The organism is Peribacillus sp. B65, assembly GCF_058513295.1.
Genome location: NZ_CP195840.1, coordinates 2707845 through 2734530 on the forward strand (window position 1 = coordinate 2707845; position 26686 = coordinate 2734530).

Annotated in this window: 26 protein-coding genes and 1 pseudogene; 18 read left to right on the top strand and 9 right to left on the bottom strand. The window is 40.8% G+C overall.

The features are described 5' to 3' along the window. Positions 1-14 precede the first annotated feature (14 nt). Positions 15-233 (bottom strand): hypothetical protein, encoded by a 219-nt coding sequence (locus tag ACSR9O_RS13295; protein ID WP_101223589.1) that lies wholly within the window; start codon positions 231-233, stop codon positions 15-17. Beyond that, positions 226-849 carry a sigma-70 family RNA polymerase sigma factor gene (locus tag ACSR9O_RS13300; RefSeq protein WP_434168023.1) on the bottom strand — a complete coding sequence of 208 codons (624 nt, stop codon included), beginning with the start codon at positions 847-849 and terminating at the stop codon, positions 226-228. Before ACSR9O_RS13300 ends, ACSR9O_RS13295 begins: the two co-directional genes overlap by 8 nt. Positions 850-1008: 159 nt before the next feature. Between ACSR9O_RS13300 and ACSR9O_RS13305 the strand changes: the two genes are divergently transcribed. The 4 genes from ACSR9O_RS13305 to ACSR9O_RS13320 all read left to right on the top strand — a co-directional run bounded on the left by ACSR9O_RS13305 (position 1009) and on the right by ACSR9O_RS13320 (position 3089). Next, positions 1009-1170: a YvrJ family protein gene (locus ACSR9O_RS13305; RefSeq protein ID WP_491724499.1), complete on the top strand. Its 162-nt coding sequence runs from the start codon at positions 1009-1011 to the stop codon at positions 1168-1170. Between the two features lie 412 nt (positions 1171-1582). Further along, complete coding sequence (locus ACSR9O_RS13310) at positions 1583-2401, top strand: GNAT family N-acetyltransferase (protein ID WP_491724500.1); 819 nt, start codon at positions 1583-1585, stop codon at positions 2399-2401. A gap of 41 nt (positions 2402-2442) precedes the next feature. After that, a complete protein-coding gene (locus ACSR9O_RS13315) occupies positions 2443-2901 on the top strand; it encodes a DinB family protein (RefSeq protein WP_459735154.1) in 459 nt (152 codons plus the stop codon). Positions 2902-2924: 23 nt separating this feature from the next. Beyond that, positions 2925-3089, top strand: a complete 165-nt coding sequence (locus tag ACSR9O_RS13320; protein ID WP_491724501.1) for a hypothetical protein — start codon at positions 2925-2927, stop codon at positions 3087-3089. A gap of 108 nt (positions 3090-3197) precedes the next feature. On the opposite strand, the gene ACSR9O_RS13325 is transcribed toward ACSR9O_RS13320, so the two are convergent. Then, positions 3198-3683 carry a DUF2798 domain-containing protein gene (locus ACSR9O_RS13325; RefSeq protein ID WP_491724502.1) on the bottom strand — a complete coding sequence of 162 codons (486 nt, stop codon included), beginning with the start codon at positions 3681-3683 and terminating at the stop codon, positions 3198-3200. A 452-nt stretch (positions 3684-4135) separates the two neighbouring features. On the opposite strand from ACSR9O_RS13325, the gene ACSR9O_RS13330 reads away from it, so the two are divergent. Further along, positions 4136-7954: a bifunctional 2',3'-cyclic-nucleotide 2'-phosphodiesterase/3'-nucleotidase gene (locus tag ACSR9O_RS13330; protein ID WP_491724503.1), complete on the top strand. Its 3819-nt coding sequence runs from the start codon at positions 4136-4138 to the stop codon at positions 7952-7954. A gap of 109 nt (positions 7955-8063) precedes the next feature. Here the strand turns inward: ACSR9O_RS13330 and ACSR9O_RS13335 are convergent, their stop codons facing one another. Next, entirely contained in the window at positions 8064-8522 is a 459-nt protein-coding gene (locus ACSR9O_RS13335) for a TspO/MBR family protein (protein WP_232782953.1), read from the bottom strand. A 144-nt stretch (positions 8523-8666) separates the two neighbouring features. Between ACSR9O_RS13335 and ACSR9O_RS13340 the strand changes: the two genes are divergently transcribed. Further along, entirely contained in the window at positions 8667-9533 is an 867-nt protein-coding gene (locus ACSR9O_RS13340; protein WP_491724504.1) for a DUF4349 domain-containing protein, read from the top strand. A 44-nt stretch (positions 9534-9577) separates the two neighbouring features. On the opposite strand, the gene ACSR9O_RS13345 is transcribed toward ACSR9O_RS13340, so the two are convergent. The 4 genes and pseudogenes from ACSR9O_RS13345 to ACSR9O_RS13360 form a co-directional block, all read right to left on the bottom strand. Beyond that, the gene (locus tag ACSR9O_RS13345) at positions 9578-10945 is read right to left on the bottom strand and encodes an amino acid permease (RefSeq protein ID WP_101223582.1); all 1368 of its coding nucleotides are present in this window, start codon (positions 10943-10945) and stop codon (positions 9578-9580) included. A 316-nt stretch (positions 10946-11261) separates the two neighbouring features. Then, positions 11262-11381, bottom strand: a pseudogene (locus ACSR9O_RS13350) (endonuclease); the annotation flags it as partial. 298 nt (positions 11382-11679) lie between these two features. Beyond that, positions 11680-12027 carry a phage holin family protein gene (locus tag ACSR9O_RS13355; protein ID WP_101223581.1) on the bottom strand — a complete coding sequence of 116 codons (348 nt, stop codon included), beginning with the start codon at positions 12025-12027 and terminating at the stop codon, positions 11680-11682. A 398-nt stretch (positions 12028-12425) separates the two neighbouring features. Further along, positions 12426-13316: a TetR/AcrR family transcriptional regulator gene (locus ACSR9O_RS13360; protein WP_101223580.1), complete on the bottom strand. Its 891-nt coding sequence runs from the start codon at positions 13314-13316 to the stop codon at positions 12426-12428. Between the two features lie 612 nt (positions 13317-13928). Here ACSR9O_RS13360 and katA point away from each other — a divergent pair. The 3 genes from katA to ACSR9O_RS13375 all read left to right on the top strand — a co-directional run bounded on the left by katA (position 13929) and on the right by ACSR9O_RS13375 (position 18391). Further along, positions 13929-15383 carry a catalase KatA gene (katA, locus tag ACSR9O_RS13365; RefSeq protein ID WP_101223579.1) on the top strand — a complete coding sequence of 485 codons (1455 nt, stop codon included), beginning with the start codon at positions 13929-13931 and terminating at the stop codon, positions 15381-15383. Positions 15384-15585: 202 nt separating this feature from the next. Then, entirely contained in the window at positions 15586-17118 is a 1533-nt protein-coding gene (locus ACSR9O_RS13370) for a glycosyltransferase (protein ID WP_491724505.1), read from the top strand. 79 nt (positions 17119-17197) lie between these two features. Beyond that, positions 17198-18391 carry a M14 family metallopeptidase gene (locus ACSR9O_RS13375; RefSeq protein WP_491724506.1) on the top strand — a complete coding sequence of 398 codons (1194 nt, stop codon included), beginning with the start codon at positions 17198-17200 and terminating at the stop codon, positions 18389-18391. A gap of 441 nt (positions 18392-18832) precedes the next feature. On the opposite strand, the gene ACSR9O_RS13380 is transcribed toward ACSR9O_RS13375, so the two are convergent. Beyond that, a complete protein-coding gene (locus ACSR9O_RS13380; RefSeq protein ID WP_230176234.1) occupies positions 18833-19159 on the bottom strand; it encodes a hypothetical protein in 327 nt (108 codons plus the stop codon). Between the two features lie 268 nt (positions 19160-19427). On the opposite strand from ACSR9O_RS13380, the gene purT reads away from it, so the two are divergent. The 9 genes from purT (at position 19428) to ACSR9O_RS13425 (ending at position 26686) form a co-directional block, all read left to right on the top strand. Continuing rightward, positions 19428-20585 carry a phosphoribosylglycinamide formyltransferase 2 gene (purT, locus tag ACSR9O_RS13385; RefSeq protein ID WP_491724507.1) on the top strand — a complete coding sequence of 386 codons (1158 nt, stop codon included), beginning with the start codon at positions 19428-19430 and terminating at the stop codon, positions 20583-20585. A gap of 734 nt (positions 20586-21319) precedes the next feature. After that, positions 21320-22687 (top strand): alkaline phosphatase, encoded by a 1368-nt coding sequence (locus tag ACSR9O_RS13390; protein WP_491724508.1) that lies wholly within the window; start codon positions 21320-21322, stop codon positions 22685-22687. Between the two features lie 22 nt (positions 22688-22709). Continuing rightward, entirely contained in the window at positions 22710-23357 is a 648-nt protein-coding gene (locus tag ACSR9O_RS13395) for a DUF4352 domain-containing protein (protein WP_491724509.1), read from the top strand. Between the two features lie 103 nt (positions 23358-23460). Next, the gene (locus ACSR9O_RS13400; RefSeq protein ID WP_072272311.1) at positions 23461-23613 is read left to right on the top strand and encodes a YpzG family protein; all 153 of its coding nucleotides are present in this window, start codon (positions 23461-23463) and stop codon (positions 23611-23613) included. Positions 23614-23819: 206 nt separating this feature from the next. Next, entirely contained in the window at positions 23820-24200 is a 381-nt protein-coding gene (locus ACSR9O_RS13405; protein ID WP_170946990.1) for a nucleotide excision repair endonuclease, read from the top strand. A gap of 154 nt (positions 24201-24354) precedes the next feature. Then, complete coding sequence (locus ACSR9O_RS13410; RefSeq protein WP_156500230.1) at positions 24355-24525, top strand: hypothetical protein; 171 nt, start codon at positions 24355-24357, stop codon at positions 24523-24525. Positions 24526-24946: 421 nt separating this feature from the next. Next, entirely contained in the window at positions 24947-26140 is a 1194-nt protein-coding gene (locus ACSR9O_RS13415) for a GTP-binding protein (RefSeq protein ID WP_491724510.1), read from the top strand. A 21-nt stretch (positions 26141-26161) separates the two neighbouring features. After that, entirely contained in the window at positions 26162-26311 is a 150-nt protein-coding gene (gene rpmG / locus ACSR9O_RS13420; protein WP_034310390.1) for a 50S ribosomal protein L33, read from the top strand. A 42-nt stretch (positions 26312-26353) separates the two neighbouring features. Further along, positions 26354-26686: a hypothetical protein gene (locus tag ACSR9O_RS13425; protein ID WP_491724511.1), complete on the top strand. Its 333-nt coding sequence runs from the start codon at positions 26354-26356 to the stop codon at positions 26684-26686.

Here is a 26686-nt window from a genome sequence, read left to right on the forward strand (position 1 = left end):
GACTTGGTACTTTTTCATTGTTTTTGCTTAGTAAGGAATTCTGCAAGGAACTCCTCGAAATTAGGGGCCTCGATTGCTGCGATTTTTTCATATGATTCAATGATCTTAAGTTTAATTTCTTGCTCCAGATCATTCCGGTCTTGATAGTTCGTGTTTTTTAACGATTTTTTTATTTTAGGATTCAAAGAGTCGATTAGATCCATTAATTCTTCTTTTGACAGTTTTTTATCCACAATGGCTTTTCTCCTTTCTAACATATACCTCATCCATATAGTGCTTTCGAAGTTTTTTTAGAGCTTGTTTACGGATGCTTGAGATATTCTGTGGCGACTCATGGAAATAGGCAGCAATTTCCTTGTTGGATAGGCCGTAGGAAAAGTTCATGGTCAGCACCAGGTTTTGTTTGGCTGTTAACTTCTGCAAGGCTTTTATCATCTCTTCATCACTTATGTGTGAAGCGAGTTCATTCGTTTCCCCCATCTTTTCAAGGTGAACGTCCAAAGTGCCGATTAGATCGATCAATCCGCCAGTATCCCTTGGTGTCGCATCAAGTACCATTCGATAGCGTTCCCGCTGCTTCCGTGCCCTTTTATCAAAATCAACAGAGAAAAAGTAAATTAAGGAGCACATGTATTTGTATACTTTAGCCCGGTAATAGAAAATTTTGAAAGTCTCGTTGAGATGGCAAATGTTGTGGGGAGAAGGGGAATCAAGAGTTTCAGTGAAAATCTTTAAATGCTCTGGGTTCTGTAAAAATACTTGAATGATCGGTTGCTCAAAGAAAGATGAGTACTGTTGCTGCAGAAACTCCAATGAATGAGAAAAAAAATGAGAAGTTAATTGGTTCATTGTTATCCCTCCTTTAATTAATAAAGTGATAGACAAGGGGAATAAATCAATTATATACGAACATTCGTTCTTTTTTCCATGAATCAATAGTGCTAGATTGATTTTTTTAAACAAGTTTCACTTTAGATATCAGATACAAGAAAAGGGGTGAAGAGGATGATGATTGAGGATGCTACTATGTGGGTTTCATTAGTTAGTGAATTTGGCTATCCACTCGTCGTTTCTATGTTTTTGCTCTTCCGCTTCGGTAAACAATTAAAAGAACTGACAACGGACGTAGAGAACTTAAAAAAGTCCGCTCATAAAACGAAAAAACGATAACCTCAGGACGTATGTGCCAGGTGATAAACACCGAATTTCGGATTCTATTCTAAAAAGGGTCCGGAATTCGGGATAAAAAGAAATCGGTACTATCTGAAAATCAAGACTGTATTACATCCCTCCCTAAAACTCAAATAAAAAAATGATAAACCATTATTTGGAATATAGCACAAAATAGGTAAAAAATAATCCTCAAATGGAATCATTTTACTACTATAATTCATCCGTCAATGGAATTAGATAGGAAATCCTCCCCTCGTACGATTTTAGTTTTATGGATTAAAGTGAAAATACTTTTAAAAAAACAACATTCATCAATAAACTTATAGAAGTATGCGGCATCCGAGTAAAAGGGTGCTGCTTTTCTTATTGTTTGGTAATAAACTGATAATATGGAAAAGGGGTGGGGAAAATGAAGAGTCAACAGCTAGAAGATATTCGGATCCTGCAGCATGAATGTGAACGGGAAGGTTTTACTTTAAAGCTGAACTGGGAAACGCTTCGCAGTCGAAATGGTGTGAATAAGAATGACTTTTTTCACTATGAAGGATTGAAGCTTGTTGGTTTTCTCGGTCTATACGATTTTGGAAACAAAGTGGAGATGTGCGGAATGGTGCATCCTGATTACCGTAGGCAAGGCGTTTTTACAAAGCTGATGGAAGAGGCCATAAGGAGTGCCGCGGAGCGCAACTATAAGTTGATTCTCTTGAACTCACCTGCTCAATCCCATTCAGGGACAGGATTTTTGAAGCAGCTCAATTGTGAGTTTGCTTTTTCTGAGTTTCAAATGAAATGGTCCGAAACGGAGCTTGATGATTATGGTGATGCAGTCGTTCGCCCTTCGCGGAGAGGGGATGAGGAAACGGAAATTCAGCTGGATATTCAATGTTTCCAATTTACGAAACAAGAGGCGAAGGATTATTATCAGCGCATCCTCTATGAGGATACTCTGAAAACCATGATGATTGAAAAGGGTGGCCGAGCGGTCGGTAAGATCCGTGTTGATCACTCTGGCCGGGAAGCTTGGATTTATGGATTTTCCATTTTGCCAAAATACCAGGGAAAAGGACTTGGCAGAAAGGCATTGAAAAAGGTCGTAGCCGAACAATGCCAGCTGGGATATGATATTTTTCTCGAGGTAGAGGCGACTAATGAGCATGCTTTAAGACTCTATGAATCTTGTGGATTCAAAACCATTCAAAGACAGGATTATTATCAATACAAAGGCTGAAGGATACTTCGATGACATTAAGTGTGAGGGGGATGGGGTGGATGTTGATCTTATTCAATTATAATTGGCAGGTCCGAAATGAGTGGCTCAAGTGGTGCCGGTCCTTACCGAATGAGGAGCTGAAACGGCAGCGCATAGGAGGGCTGGGGAATATATTGAGGACACTTGCCCATATTATCGATGTCGAATGCAGCTGGATCAGGGCCATACAAGGGAAGCCTGATGTCGCGATCGATTTGGAAGCTTATGATACGATCGAAAAAGTGGAGGATTTATCTATCCGTTATCATTCTGAGGTCATTGACTATTTGAACTCGCATTCCATTGAAGATGAGAATGGAATGATTCAACCAGCTTGGATGGAGGGGACATACGAAAAAGGCAGGATACTGCGCCATCTGATAGCGCACGAAATTCACCATATAGGCCAGCTGTCCATCTGGTCGAGGGAGATGGGCATCGATCCGGTATCCGCCAGTTTAATAGATCGGGATTTATAGGCTTTATGTTTTAAAAACTGGTAATGCAATTTGCTTTACCAGTTTTTTATTTTAAAGGAATTCCGCAGGTTTTTTCAAAAAAAAAGGGATTATGGAAGGAGGACAAGCAGGGAATCCATATTGGATATAATGGTCGCTTCACAGGAAAACTCCTTGGTCTGGATGGGACAGGTCAATTCATGATATAAGGAATTTTTCGTCTTAACGCAGTAGGTTATAACATATTAAATAAAAAGGATTAGCGTATTAGCTTAATCCTTTTTATTTATTTGTCATATATATTAATATTTACGCACTCAAACTTTTGTTAATTTTGGCTTTTGTGTCGCTGGTTTAATGTATTTAGTTAATAACCAGCGTGAGATTGGTCCAACAATCAGTAACTGTGATGGTAGCGCCACGATAAAGTTTAGACCAACTGTTTTAAGGTAAGCTATGAAGATTGAACCCTCAATCCCAATCATTAAACTAGTTAAAATAAGCCCATATACTGACATAATAATGACCATTACAGGGACCATGCAAAAGGCAATTGCAATAATAAAGTTGGATTCTTTCGATTTGTCATAAGGCAGTGATAATGCAAGTTTACGCGCCTTCGGTTCAACTATTGACTCTGCAATAAAAGCGACGATAAATGTTACCGCAAATTGAATTACTGCACCCCCTACGGTAAACGATGACAAGCCGTGTAAAGCTGTGTTGTAAACTGACATAATAAGGACCATACCAAAACACATAAAAAGTCCAAAGATTATGCCTTCCTTTTTATTACTAGGCAAATAAAAACATCCTTTCTTTTAAGCGTAAATGTAATTATATATGCCGAAAAATTTTTACATAAGTGACATTTTTATGACTTTTATTTTGAGTTACGTTAAATTACACTTTTGTTTTGATGAAACCTTGTTTATAGAGGCTTGGCAAAAAAACGAATGAGAAAAATCAATAGATGAAGAAAACGATAAAGAATAGTAACGAATTTAATTTGTTTCAATGGTTTAGATGATTTATTGGATTCTTCAGTAAGCATTTCATTAAGCAGGTTGGCTCATGTGCATGGGCCAGCCTTTATATATATTTGAAGGAAAAAAGGTCCGTGTTCACTGAATGGAAATAGGTAAAAGGTACCGTTTATTCAAAATTCGTAATATTAAGGTAAATTTTGGCGTTTATTCGACAAAATCATGATATATTATTCTAGCATTTTACAAAAATAGAAGGGTTGTGAAGTATGTCGTTCAAAATGCATGTTAATAAGATGCTCGCCCCGATTCTTGCTGTGAGTTTGATTACAGCCCCATTTGCCGTGCCGGGGGAGACATCCGCCAAAGAGTCTAATAAGAAACCGGCCAAGACTGAACCATTTACGATTTCAGCTCCTACTGTTAATTACTCAAAAGGCACCAAAGCTACTGTAACGGTCACACCGAAAAAAGGGAACAAAGGAAATGAAACCGTTGTCTTTCAATTAATGAATGGGACGAAGGTCATTTCACAGTCAGCCATTGAGGCGGATATTAAATCGGCCCAAAAGTTCTCTGCGTACTTCAACTCGTACAAATCGGGTTATTGGATCAAAGTATCGGTTGTCTCCAAGTATAACGGCAATACGAGTAACTTCCGCAACAGCCTGGCAGCCTCCGTTTCGGATGCACCTTTTGAACTAAGGATCATGGAAACGACAGATATACACACTAATCTGGTGAGCTATGATTATTATAAGGATGCCGTATCGGACTCTGTCGGCTTTTCCCGCACGGCTTCTTTAATCAAACAGGCACGAAAAGAAGTGAAAAATAGCGTTTTAGTGGATAACGGCGACCTTATTCAAGGGACGCCGCTAGGTACGTACAAAGCGAAAATAGCGCCGCTGAAAAAGGGTGAAGTCCATCCTGTCTATAAAGCGATGAACTTGCTAGACTATGATGTGGCCACATTCGGCAATCATGAATTCAATTATGGTTTAGCTTATTTGGAAGAGGCCATCAATGATGCGAACTTCCCTTATGTCAATGCCAATGTTTATAAAAAAGATAAAGACAATGATTCAAAGAATGATAAAAATAAATATACTCCTTATAAAATCGTCACAAAGAAAGTAAAGGACATCAATGGAAAAGAAAAATCAGTAAAAATAGGCTACATTGGATTTGCCCCTCCGCAAATAATGGATTGGGATAAAGCGAACCTTGAAGGTAAGGTCATTACAAAAGAAATCATCACGACTGCAAAAAAATATGTACCTGAAATGAAGAAAAAGGGCGCGGATGTCATCGTGGCGCTCACGCATTCCGGGTTTAATGGCGATACCAAGAATACCGAGGATGTCATCTATTCATTAAGCAAGGTATCCGGCATCGATGCCATCACGTTCTCCCACACGCATAAGGTCTTTCCGGCACAAGACGAGGCTTCTTTAGACAGCCTATTCAAAGATAGCCAAGGAAAAGTCCTTAAAGGCGTGGATAATAAAAAGGGTACCATCAATGGTGTACCAGCCGTTCAAGCAGGATATGGCGGCGGTAATCTCGGGATCATCGATCTTGATATCCAGAATATCAAGGGGAAATGGAAAGTCGTCAATTCCGATTCATCAACACGTGCAATCAACGATAAAATAACAGGAAAAAAAGCGGCTGAAGATGCATCTGTCGTCAAAGCCGTGAAGAAGGATCACGAAGGAACGATCAAGTATGTCAACACGCCAATTGGAACGACTACAGCTCCAATTCATAGTTACTTCGCCCTTGTGCAAGACGATCCTTCCGTACAGGTCGTGACGAGCGCACAGAAATGGTATGTAGAAAAATACATCCAAAGCAACCGTCCTGAATACAAGGACTTGCCGATTCTCTCTGTAGGAGCCCCTTTCAAAGCGGGTCGCAATGGAGTCGAGGAATTCACCGAAATCAAGGAAGGCGGACTGACCATTCGCAGCGCCGGTGATTTATATTTATACGATAATACCTTGAAGGCAATCAAGATCAAAGGGTCAGTTGTTAAAGAGTGGCTAGAAATGTCTGCCGGGAAATATAATACAATCGATCCTGCCAAGTCTGAGGAACAGGAGCTGCTTAATGGAAAGTTTGCCGTTTATAACTTTGATGTGATTGACGGCGTTACGTATCAAATCGATGTCACCAAAGCTCCGCGCTATGATGAAAAAGGGATAAAAGTGTCGGATTCAAGCAGGATTGCAGATTTGAAATATAATGGTGAACCAGTGGACCCGAATCAAGATTTCATCGTAGTGACGAATAATTACCGTGCTTCGGGCGGGGGGAACTTCCCGGGAGTCAAGGGCAGCGAATATGTAGTTGACTCTGCGGATGAAAATCGCCAGATCTTGATGGATTACATCACACAAGAGGGTGAGATCAATCCAACTGCTGATAATAACTGGTCGATTGCCCCGATTTCAGGTAAGGTGGACGTTACTTTCACCTCATCACCTAAAGGTGCGGAATATTTAAATGAAGACAGCCCGATTTCCTATACAGGCAAAAAGGATGATAAAGGCTTTGGCATTTACAAATATAATTTGGGAAAAGAAAACGTTAAGGTGCAACTGCTCGGGATCAATGATCTTCACGGCCAGCTTGATACCACTTCCGATTTTGGCGGTATCAAACAAGGGCGTGCCGATTATTTAGCTGCGCACTTGAAGCAGCGTAAAGCTGAAAACCCTGAAAATACACTTTTACTTTCGGCAGGGGATGCTGTAGGTGCAAGTGCACCCGTTTCTTCTTTAATCCAGGACAAACCGACGCTTCAGTTTTTGAATGATATGAAATTCGATGTCGGAACTGTCGGGAACCATGAGTTCGACAAAGGGGTAGAAACCCTGATGGCTCAAATCAATGGCGGAAAGTCGCCAACATCCGATGTGGTATTCGATAAATTGAACTTTCCATATGTAGTTGCCAATGTCGTATATAAAGACACGAAAAAACCGATTTTGGACCCTTACGTCATAAAAAAGGTCGGCGGGGTTGATATTGGGTTCATAGGTGTAGTCACGAATGCCACACCTCAAAAAGTAAGTCCGGATGGCATTAAGAATGTAGAATTCATAGAACAGGCACCTGCCGTAAATAAGGCAGTTAATGAGTTGAAAGAAAAAGGCGTCAAATCGATTGTGATCATCTCACATGACCCAGGCACTGAAAAGGAAGGGGTCATTACAGGCGAAGTGGCTGATCTTGCTAATGCAGTGGATGATGAAGTAGATGTGATCTTAGCGGGAGATAATCATGCGAAGGTCAACAACTATGTGGATAATAAATTGATTGTACAAGCTTACTCTTATGGAACGGCTTTTGAAGATGTGGATTTGGAAATCGATCCAAACACAAAGGATATTGTCAAAAAGTCAGCTGAGATTGTCACGGTTACACAAGATGGCATCACACCTGATGCCGGGACGACGAAATTCATTAACGACTATCTAGACATGTTCCCCGAGTTGAAAGCCCCGCTTGGGACAACGGATGAGAAAATTTTAAGAACCAATGCGTATACGCAGGAAACGGGCCTTGGGAATTTAATTGCCGATTCCATGAAGGCAGATTTGAATTCCGATTTTGCCTTCATGAATCCAGGCGGAATTCGTGCAGATATTCCAAAGGGGGAAGTCACTTTTTCCGATTTAGCGAAAATCCAGCCGTTCGGAAACGTATTGGTTAAGCTGGAACTGACTGGAGCGGAAGTGAAAACGCTGCTTCAACAGCAATGGATCGTTGAAGGATCTCCGAAAACCTTGCAAATTTCTGGACTGAGCTATACAGCCGACTTCAGTAAACCTGTCACGGAACGCGTCACCTTATTGGAGAAAGCGGACGGAACACCTATCAAGGATACCGAAACATACACGGTGGCCGTCAATGATTTCATGGCAAGCGGCGGTGATAACTATACCGTCCTGAAAGGAAAAGAGCGTGTGTTTGGACATGCTGACCTGGAAGCATTCGTTAACTATGTAAAAGAAACCTTTAAAGGCGGAAAGATCACGGCTGAAATTGAAGGCAGGATTACGAATATCAATAATTAATAGAGGTTTACTCGTGAAAACTGAGCATTTACTCGTTCGTTTTCAATATTTACTCGTGAAACCTAAAAGAGAGCGCTCCTTAATACAAGGGGCGCTTCCTTTTTTGTGATTAATTATTCCTGAAGATGGAAAAGTTCAATCCCAATGCAAAGGTGACCCAAGCAATATAGGGAACCATCGCTAAACCGGATGTACGGTCTATTTTATAAAACTCGAATGCCGTTAATGTAATCAAGGTCAGCAGTGCAGCCATTTCAATAAAAGCTGTTCCGCGCAAGCCCCATTTGAAGAATAAAAAAGACCATAAGAAATTCAACCCTAGTTGAGTATCATAGAGGCGTTCAGCGGACTTCGATTCTTTTTCTTTGGATGCAATGCGATATTTCGCTATTCCCATGATTGTATAAAGGCTGGTCCAAGCAACGGGGAAAGTCCAGGAAGGAGGAGCAAAAGCAGGTTTCTTGAGTTTGTCATAAATTTCTTTTGAATTCCTTGTGGCGAATATCCCCACAAGTGAGCCTCCAACCACAGGTACCAATACACTTTTAGCTAATTTTCCGTAGTTCATAAAGCGATCCTCTTCTTTCTTCATTATTTGTATGTTCTTATACCTTTACCTTCTCACTCTGAAAATAAAACATCCCCTTTAATCAAGAAGTGTAACTTTCTTCCAAACTTTACGTCGGTACTATTAAGAAAAGGGGGAATACCGATGAACCGTAAAATAGTGATGTTTATGTTCAGTTTGTTCCTTTTACTTGCTGGATGCAGCAGTAATGAAAAAAATGATTCTGCATCTGAATCACATGATGAAAAGGCGGAAAGTAAAATGGACGCTTCAATTTCCGGGAATATGGTGCAACAGGAAGAAGCGGCGGAAAAGGAAGGGGTGACGGATGAAAGAAAGGTCATCCATCAAGCCCAGCTTGAGTTGAAGGTGAAGAACCTCGAAAAGGCACAAATGAAGATTGAGAATAAGGTGGCTGAATATGGCGGATATGTTGTCGAGTCCAATGTATACAGGGAAGATGAAGAACTGGTGGAAGGAACAATCACTGTTCGGGTCCCTGAAGCCCATTTTCAGGATTTTCTAGCCGATAGCGAGGGTGAGGCTTCAGAAGTGGTCGGAAGGAATGTGACAGGACAGGATGTAACGGAGCAATATGTAGATTTAAAAGCAAGATTGAAGTCAAAGAGAGCAGTAGAGGAAAGGTTGCTTGCATTCATGAAGGATGCTGAGAAGACCGAAGATTTGTTGAAAATATCATCCGATCTTGCCGTGGTGCAAGAAGAAATAGAGCAGCTGACCGGGCAAATGAAGTATCTTGAGAACCAGACCTCATATTCGACGGTTACCATCACGTTATCACAGGACCGGATAGTTGTGCCGGGCATTGATAATAAGGAATTGAATACATGGGAAAGAACGAAGAAACAACTTGCAACAAGTGCGAATCTATTACTTAAAGCGGGTTCAGGAATCATTGTTTTTATAATAGGAAACTTGCCTATCTTCATTATTTTAGGCGTAGTTGGTGCGGCGGTCCATTGGGTGATCAAAAGAAGGGGTAAAAGGTGAAGGCAGAAAGAGAGGGTGCCAATTAGATTGGCACCCTCTGACATTTATCTTTTCCGTTTATGCAAGCCGGTCACATAATACAGGGCTACCAACAGTAAGATCCAAATCGGACCAACGATTAGAGCGATTCTTGTATCTGCTGAAAAACCGAGTACTACCATTACGAATACTAAAAAGGCTAAAGTTAAGTAAGAAGTGAATGGGAAAAGAGGCATTTTGTAAGACAAGCCTTGTTTTTCTCCCTGACTCATTTTCCGTCTAGACATGATCTGTGTGACAAGTATGGTTCCCCATGTCCAGAGTGCACCGAATGTAGCGACACTTGTGACGTAAGTGAAAACTTTATCGGCTTCCATGTAGTTAAGGTAAACACCGAAAAGAAGCACGATAGCCGAAACGATAATGGCAACGCCAGGAACGCCTGACTTTGTTGTACGTTCGAAACTTTTTGGTGATTCACCTTGCTGCGCTAGGTTGAATAACATTCTTCCTGTACTGAAGATCCCGCTGTTACAAGATGAAAGGGCTGCTGTCAGTACGACAAACTGAATGATTCCTGCTGCGCCTGGAATACCGATTTTATCAAACATCATAACGAATGGGCTGTTTTCCCCATTCATTTCATCCCATGGAGTGATTGATAAAATGACTGTCAGAGCTAAAACGTAAAAAAGTAAAATCCGATAAAAAACGGTATCGATGGCTCTTTTTAAAGATTTTTCAGGGTTTTTAACTTCACCTGCGGTAACACCGAGCATTTCAATTCCCAAATAGGCGAACATGACCATTTGGAATGAGAGGATGACACCAGAAATACCATTCGGGAAAAATCCTCCATTTTCAACAAGGTTGCCGAATCCGACTGCGATTCCGCCATTCCCCAGTCCAAAGATGATCATTCCAAAGCCAAGGACGATCATAAGGATGATCGTTACGATTTTAATAAGGGCGAACCAAAACTCCAATTCACCGTAAGCTTTTACAGCAAGAAAGTTAATCGTTGTCATGATGGCGAGTGCGGCTAACGCCCAAGCCCATTGCGGAGTATCAGGGAACCAAAACTGCATATAGATTCCGACTGCAGTAATTTCAGCCATACAAGTGGCGATCCAAACGAACCAGTAATTCCATCCGGTTATATATCCGGCAAGAGGACCGACAAATTCGCTTGCGTAGCGACTGAAAGAGCCTGCGACTGGATTTTTTATCGCCATTTCACCTAGTGCACGCATGATAAGATAGATCATAAGTCCGCCAATGGCATAAGAAATGATGATGGCTGGACCAGCTAATTTAATCGCAGATGCCGAGCCGAGAAATAATCCGACTCCAATGGCTGCGCCAAGAGACATTAATGCGATATGTCTTTCTTCCAAACCTCTATGTAGTTGAGATTCTTTGGAGTTTTGCATAATTTTCCCCTTTTCTATGTTGGAGTTTAATTTTCTCTATCTAGCATTTTATCACTAGTAGAGGAGAATACATATTATTTATTGATTTTTCACATAATATTACAACTAAATAATATATTTTAATAGGAAGAATGTAAAGTAAAAAATGAAAACGCTTACTACAAAAGTAATCCTATAATTTTTCATCGTATAATAATCTTTCGAAACTAATTATAATGCTATACAAACAAAATAAAATTATGTGATTTTTCTAAAAATTTAGACATTTAATAGTGAACAAGCTGTCCCAAAAATAAGGAACAGCTTGTTCGTTTCATCATTGCCATATGGCGGAGGCCCATTCAGGATGATCAATGAAAGGGTTGCGATTATGCTGATATTGATTATAAGTGATCTCATTTCGGTTACGCTCGAAGGCATCTACAGGAACCTGTTCATTCCACTCCGGTAAGAAGCCATTCCATTCCATGAATCGATTGATACTGATTTCCAGAGCACTCGATTTGATTTGTATATTTATGGGGAAAGTATTGTCAAAAAAGAGAAAACAGCTAGTGATGCTTAGCGAAATTTAGGGGAATAGCCCGGGAAATATCGAAGGCTGTTATGAAAATGAAAATGATACGAAAAACCGTCACCATTCGACTTACTGTTTCAGTATATAGATCCTAAAAAAACTTTAGACAAATTCGATTTTTCATCGAGTTTGTCTAAAGTATGAAACCGTCAGTATGCTACTGACGGTTTTTTTTACTCTGTTTTATAAGAAGACTTTGAATGAAACTCAATAACAATGATCCGATTAAAGCTCCCCAAAAAGAATTTATTACAAAGCCACTGACGGCATAGGAAGTGATTTGGAATGTGAAGGCATTGATAATGAAAGAAAACAACCCGAACGTCAGGATGGTGATCGGCAATGTGATAAGCTGGAGAATGGGCCTAACCAGCAAGTTCATGATTGATAATATAAAAACCGCCAGCAAGGCTGTTCCGTAAGATTTAATCGTGATGGAGTCGAGAAGCCAGTCAATAACGAGCAATACCAGCCCGTTGATAAGAAAACGCATAATTATGTTCATGAAAAACTCCTCCTGAAGTCACCTTAACTACAAGTCATTATACTAAAATTTCATGAATTTCAGTTATATGTTTGCAGAATTGTCACAAAAAAAGAGGAATACGATATGTATTCCCCAAGATTGGAAAAAGGTCCATTTAAGGGTCTTAGAGCAGTTTATCTTTAAAAAAAGTCCAGTTGATTGGAACGGAAGGTACGAGACTCCTGCGGAAAGCGAGTGCCGTAGAGGAAATTAACGTTCCTATTTTACAAACCCTCAAAAAGAACGTTTCAGCTAGTTTTCTTCAATCCATTGAGGATTTTATAAAACTAAAAAACCATTTAGTATAACTTAGTTTTGTTGTGAAACCATGGTTTGGGATAAGACCATTCCGAACCCCATTTGTCTTCTTTTTCTATTTAATTGTTGGCAATGATCTTTTCAAATTCACTTAATTCCAATGTGTTTTTCAATTTTGGATTGGTGTTTAAGGAAAGCAGGGCACTTTCAATTAGAAAGGTTCGCGGTTCAACGTTTTGTAATAATTCCTCTTGGATAAAGTGAATCAATTTTAGGTTTTTAACCCGTTCTGCTTCATCATCTTGGCATAGCCTTAGAATCATCTTTTTTAGGTCGTTTGCAGAGTGCAGGAGTGCAGTATGAAAATCCTGCTGTGAATGGAAGCACTCTGGCAGCCATTGCTTAATGAGATCGGGTTCCAAAAGCTGTGCATTTGACTGGCTGACATCTTCGAAAATCGATTTAATCCTATCGACGCAATAACGGATAATTTCAGTAGGGTTGAAATCTGGCTCTTTAGCCAAAGCATTAAAATGAATCGTTTGATGCATCATTCCCGAGTAAAGAATGGCACAGTCCAAAATATAGGGTTTTTTATCAGCACCGAAAATGTCCAGAAACCGTTTTGATAGCCAATGGATATGCTGGAATTTAGCATGTGTGATGAAGTTCTTAAGTTCGGTATCATTTGAAATCATTACTTCTTCATATAAGAAAAAGATTTTATTGTTTTTGTTGGAGTGCATTTGTAATTCTGATTGTTTGATGAATATCTCAATATCTGCAAGATTTTGCCCAATAAGCAATTCATTCCGCTCTTTTTCGAATTTTTCCTGCGAAGTTAGGAAGACTGCCTTAAGCAATTCGCTTTTAGAAGAAAAATAGTTATAAAATGTTCCTTTTGAAATGCCGCTATAATCTAAAATATCCTGAATGGAAGTTGCTTGATATCCCTTTTCAATAAATAATTGGTGTGCATATTTAACTACCAATTGCTTGCGCTCATTCATATATATCACCCTTACTCTTATTGGACGGTCATTTTAACGTAATAGTATCTTATTTTCTATACGAACACAAACCAACACAAACCAGTACGTTTACAATTTCTCTAGCAAAATAAGGGGGAAGGCCATGTACTGGAAGAGGTCTGCTGAAATAAAGGTCCACAAAAGCAATGAAAATTCGGTTTCTATGCATCCTTATATTCACCATGTAAATAAAGGCAGATGAAGTGAACAAAGTCACAGGAGAACACTTAGGTTTGTTATAAGATAAATAGAAGGAGATGGGTGAAGTAGCGCAAAGTATCTATGAATATTCGGCATCATTATCGATTACTAACCCATTGGTAGGAGAAATGATAAAATCACTCGGTGTGAAGGAATATTGGTTATAAGGGTCGTATACCATTATTAGGAATGTGATTATGGCAATATGCTGACCCTTCAACGGTTTATATCACTATATTTTTCCATATGTTGGGGGTTAGTGAAGTCATAATATAAATAAAAAAACAATGGATTGATTATTATATTAAAATTATTATAAATAAGTATTGATTTTTTTCTGAGAAGCTTTATCATTATATACATAAATAATAATGAAAAGGTGGTTCAATTATGACAAATAAGAAAAACCTTACTACAAGCTGGGGAGCACCAGTTGGAGATAATCAAAACTCGATCACTGCCGGCGAACGCGGCCCGGTGCTCATTCAAGATGTACACTTATTGGAAAAACTAGCCCACTTCAACCGTGAACGTGTGCCTGAACGTGTAGTTCATGCGAAGGGTGCCGGTGCATTCGGAACTTTCGAAGTAACGAACGACCTTTCTCAGTACACGAAAGCTAAACTTTTCAATGGTGTGGGCAAGAAGACAGATCTTTTTATCCGTTTCTCCACAGTTGCAGGTGAATTGGGTTCTGCTGATACAGTCCGTGACCCGCGTGGATTTGCTGTTAAATTCTACACGGAAGAAGGAAACTACGATATCGTCGGTAATAATACGCCTGTATTCTTTATTCGCGATGCGATTAAGTTCCCCGACTTCATCCATACACAAAAAAGAGATCCTAGAACACATTTGAAAAACCCTACGGCTGTTTGGGATTTCTGGTCACATTCACCGGAATCGCTGCACCAAGTGACGATCCTGATGTCCGATCGGGGCATTCCTGCTACACTCCGTCATACACATGGTTTCGGAAGCCACACATTTAAATGGGTGAATGCTGAAGGAAAAGGCGTTTGGGTGAAATACCACTTCAAAACAGAACAGGGCATCAAAAACCTTGATGTGGATCTAGCTGCAAAACTAGCAGGTGAAAACCCTGATTACCATACGGAAGATCTTTTCAATGCCATTGAAAAAGGGGACTTCCCTGCATGGAAATTGTATGTTCAGATCATGCCTTTGGAAGATGCGGATACATACCGTTTCGATCCATTCGATGTGACGAAGGTATGGTCTCAAAAAGATTATCCGTTGATAGAGCTTGGTCGTATGGTATTGAACAGAAATCCTGAAAACTACTTTGCTGAAGTGGAGCAAGCCACGTTCTCACCAGGAACATTCGTACCGGGAATTGAAGCTTCCCCAGACAAGATGCTTCAAGGACGCCTATTCGCATATGGAGATGCACACCGTTACCGTGTGGGCTCGAATCACAACCAACTTCCGGTTAACCGTCCGAAAGTGGAAGCGAATAACTATCAGCGTGATGGTTTCATGCGTGCTGATGACAATGGCAAGGGATCTGTTTATTATGAGCCGAATAGTTTTGGAGGCCCTGCCGAATCAACAGAAAATAAAGTTACTCCTTTCGAGGTGACTGGGCAAGCTGCACAAGTCGGTCATAATAGTGATGATCACTACACCCAAGCAGGTGACTTATACCGTCTATTAAGTGCCGAAGAGAAAACTCGCCTTGTTGACACGATCGTGGGCGCAATGAAACCTGTGGAATTGGAAGAAATCAAGCTTCGTCAAATCGGCCATTTTTACAAAGCCGATCCGGAATACGGAACGCGCATAGCCGAAGGTTTAGGTTTACCTGTACCGCAAGAAGCGTAAAATATGGGACTACCAATCTAGTAAATGCAAACAGGCATCCATTCATGAATGGATGCCTGTTTTGGTTTATGCATGGCTCCATTATATAAATGACACCCGACAAGTTCGGTAAGAATATATAGTTATAAATGGTTTGAAAAAAGTCATGCTGTCAGATTAATTGGGGGCAAGTTACTTAAATTATCGGTAAAGGGTGGAATTTATGGCTAGTAAAAAGAATCGGGTGTTAGTAGGCAGTCCGATTTACCAGAAACCAGATATTTTACAAAAGTTCCTGCTCTCACTTAAAAGGCTGGATGTGGAGGGACTGGAGCTTGGCGTTTTCTTCATTGATGACAATGAAGATGAGCGATCAAGCAAAATGCTTGAGGATTTCAGTCAGGAGCAGAGCAATGTCAAAATACTGGCATCCAATCAAAGCGATGTATACGTGTGTAATGGCATTACCCATTACTGGAATGAAAATCTGGTTTGGAAGGTCGCTGATTTCAAAAATATGATGATCGAACACGCGATTAAGGAAGACTATGATTATTTATTTCTTATCGACTCGGACCTCCTGCTATACCCTCTGACCATCAAGCAGCTTATTTCTGCCAAAAAGGATATCATCTCTAATATTTTCTGGACAAAATGGCAGCCTGATGCCGAAGAACGGCCTCAAGTATGGTTATATGATGAATACACCCAATGGGAGATATCACGCGGTCAACCGTTGGCGGATTCGGAGATCACCACACGTTATCAGTCGTGCATCCGACAGATGAGAACACCTGGTGTTCATAAAGTTGGGGGATTGGGTGCCTGTACACTCATCAGCCAAAAAGCGTTGAAAGCAGGTGTGAATTTTAAAATGATCGAGAATCTATCATTTTGGGGTGAAGACCGGCATTTTTGCATTCGTGCCGCAGCTTTAGGATTTTCCATGTACGTTGATACCCACTTGCCCGCTTATCATATATACAGGGATTCGGACTTGGACGGTGCGATGGAATTTCTTGATCGGACGGATAATAAGAGGGAAGCTTCAGGGGTATCCAGTCCCAAATTAACGCTGAGCATGGTCATCAAAAATGAAAGTGACCGTTATCTAAGGAAGGTTTTAGAGGAAATTCGTGATTATATTGATGAAGCCGTGATTATTGATGATGGCAGCACGGACGATTCCTCAGAGGTTTGTTTAGAAGTATTGAGGGGGATGCCGGTACGCATCATCAGGAATGATGTCTCCAAGTTCTCCAATGAAATAGAACTTCGTAAACAGCAATGGTCGGAGACGGTGAAGTCGAATCCCGAGTGGATTTTAAATCTTGACGCTGATGAAATGTTTGAAAAAAGATTCAAAGAGGTAGTCAAGCAGCTGATAAGTGATCAAGAAGTCGATGTATATTGCTTCCGGTTATATGACTTTTGGAATGAAACCCATTACAGGGAGGATGATCGCTGGTGCGCACACCGGTATTACCGGCCGTTCCTTGTCAGGTATCGGGAGGGGTTTGAATGCAAATGGAACGATAGGCCGCAGCATTGTGGGAGATTTGCAGAAAATGTCTTTGAATTGCCTCACAAGTTATCCGACATTCGCTTAAAGCATTTGGGCTGGGTCAAAGAAGAAGATCGGATAGCGAAATTCAAAAGATATCAGGAATTGGACCCTGAGGGTAGGTATGGAAATACTGAGCAATATCTAAGCATTCTGGATGATGCCCCCAATTTGGTTCGTTTTGAGGAGTGACTTTTCTATGGGGGAGGGTGCGTTGCGTTGGCAATAATTAAATCAAATCAGCATACATTTGCTTTAGAGGAGGTGCAGTATGGACGTTTTTGTGCGGCAGAATGATTCCTTGTGGTATTATAGCCAATTATTCAAGGTGAATTACCAACTTATCATTGATTCCAATAGTGGGATTGATCCACTTGCACTTATGATTGGCCAACAAATCAAAATTCCTGGCTTTACGACGACCGGCTATAGTATTAAGCAAGGCGATTCGTTATGGGCAATTGCAAGATCACGTAATCTTTCATTGGATGCCCTATTTTTGGCTAACCCCAATCTCAACCCGAATGCCCTGCAAGTCGGTCAGACAATTTCTGTGCCATTAAGGATTACTTGGAGGCTTATTCAAGGAAATCGGGAATATGATTATGAGACGATGATGACCGATGTAAGACGTTTGAAAACTATCTATCCATTTATTAAAACCTCCCCCATCGGGGACTCGGTGCTTGGAAGGGATATCCCCGAAGTGCTGATTGGGAATGGTAACAAACGAGTTCACTACAATGGTTCCTTTCATGCGAATGAGTGGATAACGACGCCTGTGATCATGACCTTTTTAAATGATTATTTACTCGCAATCACGAATCAGGCTGACATTCGCGGTCTATCTCTGTTTCCCTTTTATCAACAGACGATGCTGTCGATCGTCCCAATGGTGAATCCGGACGGAGTGGAGTTGGTTCTTAAAGGCCCGCCTGCAGATGAGTCATTGAGACGACGGCTCTTGGAATGGAATAACGGAAGCGAAGAATTCTCTGGCTGGAAGGCAAATATTAACGGGGTGGATCTGAATGATCAATTTCCCGCCAAATGGGAACTGGAAAAAGAACGCAATAATGTAACGGAGCCAGGTCCGGCAAATTATCCCGGGGAAGGGCCACTTACACAGCCGGAAGCCATTGCAATGTCTGAGTTGACAAGAAAACTTGACTTTGGCAAAGTCCTTGCGTTCCATACCCAAGGAGAGGTCATTTATTGGGGTTTTGAAGGGTTGGAACCGCCCGAATCGGAAACGATAGTCAATGAGTTTGCGAGGGTCAGTGGATATGAGCCTGTCAAATCTGCCAATAGTTACGCAGGGTATAAGGATTGGTTCATTCAGGATTGGCGCAGGCCGGGGTTTACCGTGGAGCTGGGCAAAGGAACGAATCCCCTCCCTATATCACAGTTCGATGAGATTTATCAGAAGTCGCTTGGGATTTTCTTGGCAGGGTTATATATGTGAATTTTGACCAAATGAAAAAGCTCAACTCCGTTACCATGGGGAAGAGCTTTTTAGTCTTATACACCATTAGACTTGAAACGATGAGGGCTGCTGCAAAAAATAAGTAAAGTTATGCTTTACTTATCGATTGCATGATTAACTCGCTTTTTAGCCTAAAATTAACGGACATTCTCCATGTCCCAGTAATATTGCAGCCCCTACCAAAAGGAATACTAATAGTTTTGCGGTAAAGAAGATTAACTTCCTTAGCGCTAGTATTGGCCCCACCTACGCCAGATACTTTGACGGCCACGCATGCCATCCAACCTAATTTCATTATAATAGAAAGCGCTTACATTTTCAAAAATAATCGTATTGCAAATTTCGACATTCGCATAAATTGTCCCTTACCAGTAGGAGGAGAATTGGCGTATTACTGATAAGGGGCCTATAAGATTCAGGTTAATCTGCAATGAACTCCTGCAACTTTTTAGTTAGTCCGCCACTGCCAAATTTAATGAACTTTGTCTTTCCGGCTGCTTGTGCCGGGGGAGCAGCAAATTCCAAAAAGGCTAAAAGGTTGATCCTTCGGTAAAGTATATGGTCAATGCCATATTGATAGAACCAATTATCGATTGCATTGTAAACCCCTCTATTCAGGGCATATTGCTGCCGGCACCATTCGAAAAATAATCTGTCGGGCAGATTGATGTACTTCATATCCTCAAAGCGGCCATTTTTCTTCTCATTCAAAATAGGGAAAATGGGCCTCACCGATTCCTTTTGCATAGTGTATTTCCTCCCTTATTGATAAAAACGAAAAGGCTCCCTATTCATATTGAATAGGGAGCCTCCAGTGAACTGGTCAGCTTATATATTTTCATCCAGCATAAAGCTTATTATTCCTATTTGTCAAGTGTGTTTTTAGAAAAACTCAAATTAAATAATTTTTTTAATGTTTTTGGTGTAATACAAATGAAAATACGAATAAATATTTATGTTTATTCGTTTATAGTTCGTATATAATGATTTTGAGGAATTAAGGAGGAGAGACTGAATGTATAAATCAAAAAAGATTTTATTATTGGGCTCAGGTGAATTGGGGAAAGAAGTCATACTTGAAGCACAGCGGCTTGGTGTGGAGACCGTTGCTGTAGACCGCTATGAACATGCCCCTGCCATGCAAGTCGCTCATCGCAGTTATGTGATCGATATGCTGGATGCGGAACAACTAAGGGAAGTTGTAGAAAAAGAACAACCTGATTTGATTGTGCCGGAAATCGAGGCCATCGCTACATCCGAATTAGTAAAGTTGGAAGAGGAAGGCTTTCATGTCATTCCGACGGCAAGAGCGGCTAAATTGACTATGGATCGTGAAGGAATCAGGAGATTGGCTTCTGAAACTCTGGAGATTCCGACAGCAGCCTACAAATTCGCCGATACATATGAAGAATTTGTCCAAGCTGCCAAGGAAGTTGGCTTTCCCAATGTCGTCAAACCGCTGATGAGTTCTTCAGGTAAAGGGCAAAGTGTGTGCCGCACGGAAGGTGACCTGGAGGATTGCTGGAAAATCGCGATGGAAGGCGGCCGGGTTCAAAATGGCCGGGTGATCATTGAAGAATTTATCCGTTTTGATTCGGAAATCACACTGCTTACTGTTCGGGCTGTAAATGGTACCATGTTTTGTGCTCCAATCGGCCATATTCAGCAGGGCGGGGATTATATTGAATCCTGGCAGCCGCATAATATGACAGAAGCGCAAATAATGGAAGCGAAAAAAATTGCCCATGCCATTACTGATGAACTTGGTGGGTACGGATTATTCGGGGTTGAGCTTTTCCTCTCAGGGGATAAAGTCTATTTCAGTGAAGTTTCCCCACGTCCGCATGATACGGGGCTAGTGACATTAGTGACTCAGAATTTGTCCGAGTTTGCCCTTCATATTCGGGCGATTCTAGGATTCCCCATCCCGGAAATCAAGCTGATCAGCCCAGGTGCCAGCCGTCCATTAAAAGCTCAAGAAGAGTTATCGGAATATTCTATAGTTGGTGTTGAAAAGGCTTTGGCTTTACCTAATACACAAGTTCGTCTTTTCGGAAAACCTGTTACAAAGGCAGGTAGAAGGGTGGCAGTCGCCTTGTCATCTGCCGATTCAATCGAGGTGGCGAGAGTGAATGCGGCCCGTGCTTTGGAATGTTTAGTTATAGAGAAATAATAGTGAAAATCCTACAGTTTTTTTCTTTATAACGCGTTTAAGTTGAACTGTCTACCAAGCCTCCTCGCCTTAAGCACCTTTGGTGACTTCTTTAATTAAGTAGAAGTTTTGTAAAACAGTAAAAAACCATGAAGTATAAACTAGTCTTTAACAGTTAGGGATTAGACCAGTCTACAGTTTTTCTTTAAAAACCATTCCAGTTGATTGGAATGGAAGGTGCGAGACTCCTGCGGGAAAAGCGAGTCCAGGGGAGACCCCACAGGCGCAAAGAGCGCCGAGGGGGCTCCCGGACCGCCCGCGGAAAGCGAGTGCCCTACGTTTCAATCAACGTTCCAGGTGATTTAAGAAATTTGCTCCCTTTCCGTCCCTAAACTTAGTTTCTTCGAATTTGTCTACAGTCTGACTCTGAAGCATCCTGATTGGATGCCTTATTTTCTTTTCCCCTTTAGCATTTTTAAAATCCTAACCACCGATTTGAAGACGTGGATTGTAAAGAACCCTGTTCAAGATCATTTACCCACGTTGGTGTTAACCAAATCTTTTTATGCCCCCACTACTGATGATTTTCCTGAATAACCAACAACTTCATAAAAGTGCATACAATTTCGTGACATTGCTGTCTTTACCTTGTCTTAACAATTATCCTGCTGCTTTTTTACATAGCCTTGACATTGAGTTCATTTTCTTCACCTATAGTTAAATTAAATAGAAAAGATTAACGGGAGGTCATTCGTTTGAATAGCACATGGAGTAAAAAGGTTTTACCGATTACACTCGTTTCTGCATTAGCATTTGGAAGTTTATCATGGTCCGCTGCGGATCATGTTTCGGCAAAGGGTAACTCAAAAAAAGAACCGGAAATCAAGAACGTGATTTTCCTGATCGGTGACGGCATGGGTGTTTCCTATACCTCCGCTTACCGGTATTTAAAAGATAACCCGGGTACGAAGGCGGCAGAACGGACCGAGTTTGATAAGTACTTGGTTGGCCAGCAGATGACTTACCCAGAAGACTCTGCACAAAATATAACGGATTCAGCTTCAGCCGCAACGGCAATGTCTGCAGGGGTGAAGACTTATAACGCTGCCATTGCAGTGGATAATGATAAATCCGAAGTCAAAACGGTATTGGAAGCAGCAAAGGAAAAAGGAAAAGCGACGGGATTGGTTGCCACTTCAGAAATCACTCATGCTACACCTGCATCTTTTGGCGCCCATGATGAAAATCGGAAAAACATGAATTCAATTGCAGACGATTATTATAATGATTTAATCAGGGGCAAACATAAAATTGACGTCCTATTGGGCGGTGGTAAGTCCAATTTTGTCCGGCCTGATGTCAATTTGGCGAAAGCCTTCGAAAAAGACGGTTACAGTTATGTGACTGATAAAAATCAAATGCTTAAGGACAAAAATGAACAGGTTCTTGGTTTATTCGCTTCTGAAGGACTCCCGAAAATGATTGACCGCCCAAGTGAAACACCTTCTTTGGCAGACATGACAAGTTCGGCGATCCAGCGTTTGAATAAAGATAAAGATGGATTCTTCCTTATGGTCGAGGGAAGCCAGGTCGATTGGGCCGGACATGATAATGATATCGTAGGTGCAATGAGTGAAATGGAAGACTTTGAAAAAGCATACAAAGCAGCCATGGAATTTGCGAAGAAAGACAAACATACATTAGTGGTGGCTACTGCGGATCACTCTACAGGAGGATTCTCGATCGGAGCCAAAGGAATATATAACTGGTACGGTGAACCGATCAAGGCAGCCAAACGCACCCCTGACTTCATGGCGGATGCCATTGTCAAAGGAGCCGATGTTGAAAAGACGTTAAAGCAATATATTAACCAAAATGAAGTGAAGCTAACTGATGATGAAATCAAAACGGTAACAGAAGCTGCAAAAACAAAAAATGTGACGAACGTCGATAATGCCATCGAAGCTATATTCGATAACCGGACCAATACTGCCTGGACTACTGGGGGACATACGGGTGAAGATGTTCCGGTCTACGCATACGGCCCATATAAAGAACGTTTTGCCGGGCAGGTCGATAACACGGATCAGGCCAAAATCATCTTTGATCTATTAAAGAAGTAATTACACTTCAGGGAGGGATTCAATGAACAGACTGATGATTGGTGCCCTGTTATTAACCGCATTTGGCGCTCTTAATACACAACCAGCTTACGAAGAAGAAACGACAGCTAAAGATAAAACAGAGGAAATTGCACGACCACTGGAAAAAAAGGATGTCTATGTTCCGAATCCACAGCTTCCTGATGATATAAACTTGAACCAGATCGGTCAGAATGTTTCTGATGCCAAAGGCGAATTAACTTTGAAGGCCTATAAAAAGGTGAATGAAACGCTCAATGTTGGCCCAATCGAGGTTAAAGTTAAAGAAATGAAAGTGATGCATGCCACTCCTGATTACAGCATGATTGATTTCTTCCACGGGTATACGCATGATGAAGATTTCGATATCGTAAAAGTGAACGTGGAAATCAAAAACAATACGGATAAAAAAATTAAGTTTTCCCCAGTTGCTTTCCTTGAAACGGACAGGGGAGAACATCTGACATGGGAAGATGAGATCTACTTGGAAGAACTTACTGGTGAAATAGAAGGAAACGGTTCAAAAAGCGGAAACATTGGTTTCATTCTAAATGATGGAGACATATTGGGCATATCCCTCATGACAAGTGATGCGGTGGATGAAGAAGGGGAAGTCCTTGCAAAAGGCAAGTCAGTTGAATTCGCTTTTTAAAGAATATGTATAAATGGTTTGGAAAAATAAAATACTAGAACAAGTGATGGAGATTACTATCACTGAACGGAATATCCAAATCCTAATGATGAGGTGACACAGAATGAGCTATAAAGATCAATTAGATCCACATTCTCAAAAGTTTCACCATAATTGGACAAGACCTAAGCGTTCAAAATCTCAAGTTAATGGCCACACGCAAGAATCACAAACAAACATTATACTAAGAAGCAATGCAAAGGCTCACAGGTGGTAAAGGATATTTCCGACAAAGAAGGAGGCTCCCAGCGAGTCTTCTTCTTTATATTTAATCCAAAATCATCTAAACCGATCAAGGCATTCATGGCTTTTCACTCATAATTATGATACCATTTACCTTTAAGATTGAAGTGATGAGCTTGGCGTGAAACTGGAGTTTCGATTCCGATTGAAAGTTTCACTTTATACAAATAGAGGACGTGAATTGTAATGATTAAAATTGAAATCCCTGCAGCGGATATAAGCATCAAACAAAGAAAGCAAGTTATAGAAGGAGACGAAGCTGTCATTCCTGAAATTTACGGGTTTATCGATTTTCATTTGATTCCCCGTGATAAAGGCGGCATCATCTTGTTTTACAATGAGAATGATGAACTGATTTTTGTCGGTAAAGCCCGTAAATTAAGACCAAGGGTCAAGAAGCATTTTGAGGATAATGTTTCTCCGATTAAAGAGCATCGTAATGAAGTCAAGAAAATTGACATTCTTTTAGTCGAAGACGCTATGGAACGTGAAATCTATGAAACGTACATGATCAATAAGCTTCATGCTAAATACAACGTCGACAAAGTGTTTTATAAATAAGAAACACCTATGAAAAGCTGACTGCATATGCACTCAGCTTTTTTGTGTTTATATATGTACAGAAATAATTTCGTACATTTACAGCAGCTACATGTTAGGTTAACAATGTTGGTTTATATTTAGAGTATTCCAATACATTCTCAGGAGGAAGCTATTGAAGAAAATACTTTGTAAAAAGGTGTTAGTTATCTCGATCGGGACAGTGATTGCCTTTGGGAATTTAACGTGGTCCATGTCACAAGCTTCTAAGCTGGCGAAACAGAGAGAGATTGAAACTTTTGAACAAAAGACAGTAACATCTTCAGGGTGGGAAATGGCGGAATAAGCTCAGTAACCAATAATTTTTTTCGAATTACAACAAAGAAAAATGTATTGGATATTGAGATGTTGTTGATGAACAGCAGCTTGCAATAAGGAAGTACAATAAATGATAAAACTGCAATGGAGGTTCATTACACATGATGTTATGTGTAATTGGGCTTCCATTTGATTTTTGTTTTTAGTTTCATTAAGAATGTCAGTACCTTTCATTTATCCGTGATTGCACATGCTGCAGGTGTCGGAGCAATAGTGATTACATTTGTTCAGTAAAAGTATTCGGAGGCAATTTTGAAAAAAACTTGCAAATAGTAATGATTACGTTTTATTATTAGAGAGTGTTTTTATATGAGTGATGGCTTCGGTATTTAAATCGTAATCATTTTGATTTACGAACAGAAAAGAAATCAGGTAAAGGAGTGGTATGGATGGAGATGAAGAAAATTCCGGTTACGGTATTGAGTGGATACCTTGGGGCGGGAAAGACGACGCTTTTGAATCATATTCTTGAAAATCGGAATGACCTGAAGGTTGCCGTCATCGTTAATGATATGAGTGAAATCAATATTGATGCTTCGCTGGTCAAACAGGGAGGGTTTACCCGGACCGATGAAAAACTGGTGGAAATGCAGAATGGCTGCATTTGCTGTACGCTTCGTGAGGATTTGATGATTGAAGTGGAGAAATTGGCGAAACAAGGGGACATTGATTACATCGTGATTGAATCGACCGGGATAAGCGAACCGGTACCTGTAGCCCAGACCTTCACCTATGTTGATGAAGGAATGGGAATTGATTTATCGTTATATTGCCGGCTTGATACGATGGTCACCGTTGTTGATGGGTATAACTTTTGGCAAGACTTCACTTCCGGAGAAACACTTATTGACAGGATGCAGGCAACTGATGCTGCCGATGGCAGGGATGTGGTCGATCTACTAATAGATCAGATAGAGTTCGCCAATGTCATCCTGTTAAATAAAATCGATTTAATGGATGATGACGCTGTTGAGGAATTAAAGGCGGTTCTTCATAAAATGAATGCGGATGCAAGGATCATTGAAACGAAGCATTCCAAGGTGTCGCTAAAGGATGTATTGAATACACATTTATTTGATTTTGAAGAGGCAAGCCAAGGAGCGGGCTGGATAAAGGAATTGAATGAAGAGCATATCCCAGAGACCCTAGAGTATGGGATTTCATCCTTCGTTTACAGAAGGCAAATACCGTTTCATCCCGAGAGGCTGATGGAGTGGTTAGAAAATTGGCCCGTACAAGTGGTGAGGGCAAAGGGCTTCCTTTGGCTGGCATCGAGAAATGATACGGCAGGCTTGCTATCGCAGGCAGGACCGTCATTAACTTTACAAGCCGCCGGTAAATGGATCGCAGCATACCCTGAGGAAGAACAGCGCCAAATTTTAAAGGAAGCACCTGAATTATTGGAACGGTGGAATGAAGTATACGGTGACAGGATGACGGAATTGGTGATGATTGGCATTCAAATAAATCAACAGAAAATAGAAGCTGAATTAGATCAATGCTTATTGACGGAAAAAGAGTTGCTGCAGGATTGGTCTTTGTATGAAGATCGATTGCCTGCATTTACGGAAAGCGTTCATTAAAAACTTTAGGAGGAAATAAAAATGAGAGTAAACATTACATTAGCATGCACAGAATCAGGGGACCGCAATTATATCACAACGAAAAACAAGCGGAATAACCCGGACAGAATCGAATTGAAGAAGTACTGCCCGCGATTAAAGAAACACACGCTTCACCGTGAAACGAAGTAATTTTGAGGATTAAATCGTAATGATTATGTTTTATTGAAGAGGATGGATATAAAAGAAGGGAAGTTCATGTTGGAATGGATCATTATTGGCGGAGGCATTCAAGGTATCACGATGGCTGCATTTTTACTTAAGTCAGGAAAAACCACAGTGGACCAGCTGGCGATTGTTGATAGAAATGAAGAACCATTGGCAAGATGGAAGCAATGTACGGAAGTCACTTCAATGCCATATTTACGTTCTCCATCCGTCCACCATCTGGATATGAATCCATTCAGCCTGCAGAAATATTTGGGAAAGGAAGACTGGAACAAATTGAAATGGGACCGATTTCGAGGAATATATCGGGAGCAAGACAGGCAGCGGAACGAATTGTGA

Coding starts and splice junctions, on each gene's coding strand:
- ACSR9O_RS13300 (WP_434168023.1), bottom strand. CDS start 849: ATGAACCAATTAACTTCTCATTTTTTTTCTCATTCATTGGAGTTTCTG.
- ACSR9O_RS13305 (WP_491724499.1), top strand. CDS start 1,009: ATGATTGAGGATGCTACTATGTGGGTTTCATTAGTTAGTGAATTTGGC.
- ACSR9O_RS13310 (WP_491724500.1), top strand. CDS start 1,583: ATGAAGAGTCAACAGCTAGAAGATATTCGGATCCTGCAGCATGAATGT.
- ACSR9O_RS13315 (WP_459735154.1), top strand. CDS start 2,443: ATGTTGATCTTATTCAATTATAATTGGCAGGTCCGAAATGAGTGGCTC.
- ACSR9O_RS13320 (WP_491724501.1), top strand. CDS start 2,925: ATGCAATTTGCTTTACCAGTTTTTTATTTTAAAGGAATTCCGCAGGTT.
- ACSR9O_RS13330 (WP_491724503.1), top strand. CDS start 4,136: ATGTCGTTCAAAATGCATGTTAATAAGATGCTCGCCCCGATTCTTGCT.
- ACSR9O_RS13335 (WP_232782953.1), bottom strand. CDS start 8,522: ATGAACTACGGAAAATTAGCTAAAAGTGTATTGGTACCTGTGGTTGGA.
- ACSR9O_RS13340 (WP_491724504.1), top strand. CDS start 8,667: ATGAACCGTAAAATAGTGATGTTTATGTTCAGTTTGTTCCTTTTACTT.
- ACSR9O_RS13345 (WP_101223582.1), bottom strand. CDS start 10,945: ATGCAAAACTCCAAAGAATCTCAACTACATAGAGGTTTGGAAGAAAGA.
- ACSR9O_RS13355 (WP_101223581.1), bottom strand. CDS start 12,027: ATGAACATAATTATGCGTTTTCTTATCAACGGGCTGGTATTGCTCGTT.
- ACSR9O_RS13360 (WP_101223580.1), bottom strand. CDS start 13,316: ATGAATGAGCGCAAGCAATTGGTAGTTAAATATGCACACCAATTATTT.
- katA (WP_101223579.1), top strand. CDS start 13,929: ATGACAAATAAGAAAAACCTTACTACAAGCTGGGGAGCACCAGTTGGA.
- ACSR9O_RS13370 (WP_491724505.1), top strand. CDS start 15,586: ATGGCTAGTAAAAAGAATCGGGTGTTAGTAGGCAGTCCGATTTACCAG.
- ACSR9O_RS13375 (WP_491724506.1), top strand. CDS start 17,198: ATGGACGTTTTTGTGCGGCAGAATGATTCCTTGTGGTATTATAGCCAA.
- ACSR9O_RS13380 (WP_230176234.1), bottom strand. CDS start 19,159: ATGCAAAAGGAATCGGTGAGGCCCATTTTCCCTATTTTGAATGAGAAG.
- purT (WP_491724507.1), top strand. CDS start 19,428: ATGTATAAATCAAAAAAGATTTTATTATTGGGCTCAGGTGAATTGGGG.
- ACSR9O_RS13395 (WP_491724509.1), top strand. CDS start 22,710: ATGAACAGACTGATGATTGGTGCCCTGTTATTAACCGCATTTGGCGCT.
- ACSR9O_RS13400 (WP_072272311.1), top strand. CDS start 23,461: ATGAGCTATAAAGATCAATTAGATCCACATTCTCAAAAGTTTCACCAT.
- ACSR9O_RS13415 (WP_491724510.1), top strand. CDS start 24,947: ATGGAGATGAAGAAAATTCCGGTTACGGTATTGAGTGGATACCTTGGG.
- rpmG (WP_034310390.1), top strand. CDS start 26,162: ATGAGAGTAAACATTACATTAGCATGCACAGAATCAGGGGACCGCAAT.
- ACSR9O_RS13425 (WP_491724511.1), top strand. CDS start 26,354: ATGGATATAAAAGAAGGGAAGTTCATGTTGGAATGGATCATTATTGGC.